Origin of the sequence: Leptolyngbya cf. ectocarpi LEGE 11479 (assembly GCF_015207065.1) — a bacterium.
Classification (GTDB): Bacteria; Cyanobacteriota; Cyanobacteriia; order Phormidesmidales; family Phormidesmidaceae; genus Leptothoe; species Leptothoe ectocarpi.
Map to the genome: position 1 here is coordinate 1 of NZ_JADEXP010000500.1, position 3,366 is coordinate 3,366.

Here is a 3,366-nt window from a genome sequence, read left to right on the forward strand (position 1 = left end):
GATCCAAGGTCATCGTCAGGCGTCCTTACCCTCTCAGCTAGTGGTTGCACCCGGTGCCAGCACCCTTTTGATGAATGCCCCCATTCCGGTGGCGGAGCTGGATCCCCCCATTAATGGCTGTTCCACCTTGCTCCAGCTAGACAGCAGCGGCCCGGTCTATGTGGCCAGTCTGGCTGAGTCTGCCAATGTCGATGGCAATGGGAGTGAAACTGCCCCCACCCTGGCCCAGTGGGAAACCCTATTACAAAATTCGGGGGTGGCTGGACCTCGCGATCGCATCCCTACTCCCATTACTGACAACCCAGAACAGATTATCTATGGTCGGGTAGCCGGTGTCGCCCAAGGCTCTAGCTGGACAGCTACAGTCACCGACGGAGACGACGGAGACACCGCCGATGCGGACAAGCTGACCATTCCGGCATCAGGCGAAGCCATTTCCTACGGCATTAGCACCCTCTATGGCGGGCAGCTGGGCACAGAGCAAAACCAAAGCGCTCAGATGCTGGTGCGCTATGACGATACCGCCTATCAGGCCCATGGTAACTATGGCGTAGAGTACGACCTCACATTTCCACTCTACAATCCCACTGATACCCCTCAAACTATCACCCTGGCCCTCGAAACACCGATCAAAGAAGATCGCCTCTCAACCGCAGGTCTGCAGTTTTTTGAGCCGCTTCCCACTCAAACCTTCTTTCGGGGTCCCGTCCAGATTAAATACCGCGACGATCGGGGGCTGCCTCGCATTCGCAATATTCATCTGGTGCAGCGCCGAGGACAGCAGGGCGATCCCCTGGCCACCGTTACCCTTGCCCCTCAAGAAAACCGCCGAGTAGAGATAATTTTGCGCTATCCGCCCGACTCAACACCGCCCCAAGTAATCACGATTCAAACCGATTAAATTGGCCTTGCTGCTCGCAATATCTCAGTCAGTGCTCTCTTTTCCCAACATCTCATCGAGAAATTCCGGCTAGGGAGTCACCACCTCAGTAAACATACTTGAACTAGTATGACTGGCACGTTATGCTCGTATCACAAGACACAGGGGGTAACCGATTCACTTGCTCCAGTTGCTGTCGTTTGCCAAGGATAGGAGCTGGAGAAATTTTCAACGATTTTTCAACTACTTTTTTGTGGCTTTGACTATAACTCAGTCACTCATAGGTGTAGGGTAGTGCCCGAGCATGTCACACGCATCAGTTATTCGTGAACTCGATCAAAAAATTCAACGAGCTAAAAAAGGACTATTTACTGGAATCCTCGCCATTGGTATAGAGTCGAAACCCGACTCAGATGTTGAATGGTTTCTGTACTTTCTCGTTGGACAAATTGTGTGGGCCAGTGCCCACACTCATCCCAAACGTCGCTGGCACCGACAGTGCCTTAAGCACTCTTCAAAACTGACCCCAAAAACAAGTCATCCCAGCCCCTGTCACGCTCGGAACTATAAGACATTGGCACAGCTGGTCATGCACCAAAAGTTTGACCGTGAGCAATTTTCTGACATCGTTAGGGGGTGCATCTCTGAAGTTCTGTTTGATATCCTGCATGCCGCAACCTTAGAATCGCAAACATCAAGGGCAACGCTAATGTATAAAGCCAGCTCCCGAAAAGGGGCTAGTTTTCCTTGCATTGGTCTACAACGAACCCAGATCTGGGAGCATGTCCAGCAGGATTGGCAAGATTGGCAACAGGCTAACCTGCTGGGTTATTGTCCGAATCTGGCCCCTACGATTGTACAGCCTGAGATTTTACAGGAGCGAACATCGCCTGACCTATTTCAAATCTTAAAAAAGATAGCAAACGGTCAACAAACCCTACGAGATTTAGCTGTAAACACCCAAAAGCCGTTGATAGCAATTACCCGAGCACTGGCTCCCCATATTCGTCGAGACTTGATCAAACTCGTCCATGTGGATGATTTGTCCCCAACTGTCAGTTCGAAACAGGTGTCTGACTCAAAACTCTCTTCCTATAGAAAAAAACTTTTCAACAGCGCCGGATTTAATCATAGCCCAGGCATAGTCTATATCGACGATAATCCCGCCGATAGTCAGACCATGGCTGACATTTTTCAAGGGTCAGGCTATCGCTACATCAATATTGCTGATCCCATGCGGGCCTTAACAACGGTCCTAGCGCTAAAACCGCAGCTAATTTTTCTAGACTTAGTCATGCCAGTGGTTAATGGCTATGAGCTATGTGCTCAAATTCGGCGTATTTCAGCGTTCGAAGCTGTTCCCATTATTATCATGACTAACAACCATGGTATTCCTGATCGAATCCGAGCAAAACTTGTCGGTGCAAATGGTTTTTTGGGTAAACCGATCCAGGCATCACAGGTGTTAAAGATAGCTATCAAATATTTGCAACCGGTGCCCATGGCTCAGCCAAACTCCACTTATGAACAGAGGCTATTTGGTTGACTTTGCTCAAAAGGTATTGTCAGTGCCCATGGGCAATATTGTTTGCAGAGAACAAACCATACTTCTGGCATTGTTTTTCAAAAGACTTTTTAATTTCAATGTAGTGTAGAATACGTTGACTCTCAATTTTGTCAGATAAAAATGCCCAAGGGTATCAATGCTTGCTATGCCTCACTGAGGCAACTATTCAAACCCTTGTTTGACATCAAACAAGTGCCCCGTTCTGTTGTTTGGTTAGCGACGTTAGATGCTGTTTTTTGTCTGGCCTATGTTGGTACCTACCTGCTTGCTCCCGCGCATTTCGGTTTTGCCAGATATTGGGATCTCGACTTTGAAGGAGGGATTGCCACCTGGTACTCAATGTTGAAGTTGTTGAGTATTGCCATACTTGCCACAGTGTTTGTCCGGAGAAAAGTAGCCGAAGGTCAAGGCTCGCCTGTACTATTTGGGCTACCAACAATTTTTCTGGCTATGGCCATTGACGAAATAGCTCGACTGCATGAGCGAATTGGCAAATTTAGCGATATTTTGTTGCCGGATGGTAGTCGAGCTAATACCCCTTTTCAAGAAACGGGCCTATGGATATTTCTGGTGGGAATTCCGTTTATTGTCTTTTTCCTATGGTGGATATATAGATTCAAGAAAAAGCTAGCTGGGTATGGTGCCGAAGTTAGAATGCTAGGAATGGGCGTGTTTCTTTTGCTGTTAGGTGCCCTGGGTGTGGAATTTTTATCTAACTTTTTATTCGATGATTTTACTCAACTGGTGGGGATTACCCTCGAAGAAGGTCTGGAAATGCTAGGGGCAACGGTTATATTTTGGGCGGTGTTAGCTATGGTGAGGAAAAAACACCCAGTTGCTCCATTTCGAAACCGGTAGTTTTGCTCTCTAGTCGCCCATTACATTTTTTTGAACGTACCATTCGATTTTATGGCTATAC

3 protein-coding genes are annotated in these 3,366 nt (G+C 47.8%); all 3 read left to right on the top strand.

Going from position 1 to position 3,366, the window contains the following annotated elements; all coding sequences use genetic code 11:
- The coding region (locus tag IQ260_RS29000) for a DUF3370 domain-containing protein (RefSeq protein WP_193996538.1) at positions 1 to 901 on the top strand (901 nt) is incomplete at its 5' end.
- Positions 902 to 1,184: 283 nt separating this feature from the next.
- The gene (locus IQ260_RS29005; protein ID WP_193996539.1) at positions 1,185 to 2,426 is read left to right on the top strand and encodes a response regulator; all 1,242 of its coding nucleotides are present in this window, start codon (positions 1,185 to 1,187) and stop codon (positions 2,424 to 2,426) included.
- Between the two features lie 141 nt (positions 2,427 to 2,567).
- Entirely contained in the window at positions 2,568 to 3,305 is a 738-nt protein-coding gene (locus IQ260_RS29010) for a hypothetical protein (RefSeq protein WP_228016537.1), read from the top strand.
- Positions 3,306 to 3,366: the final 61 nt, after the last annotated feature.

Bases quoted from the DNA above. Each gene is read 5' to 3' on its own strand.
- IQ260_RS29005 (WP_193996539.1), top strand. From the start codon at position 1,185: ATGTCACACGCATCAGTTATTCGTGAACTCGATCAAAAAATTCAACGA.
- IQ260_RS29010 (WP_228016537.1), top strand. From the start codon at position 2,568: ATGCCCAAGGGTATCAATGCTTGCTATGCCTCACTGAGGCAACTATTC.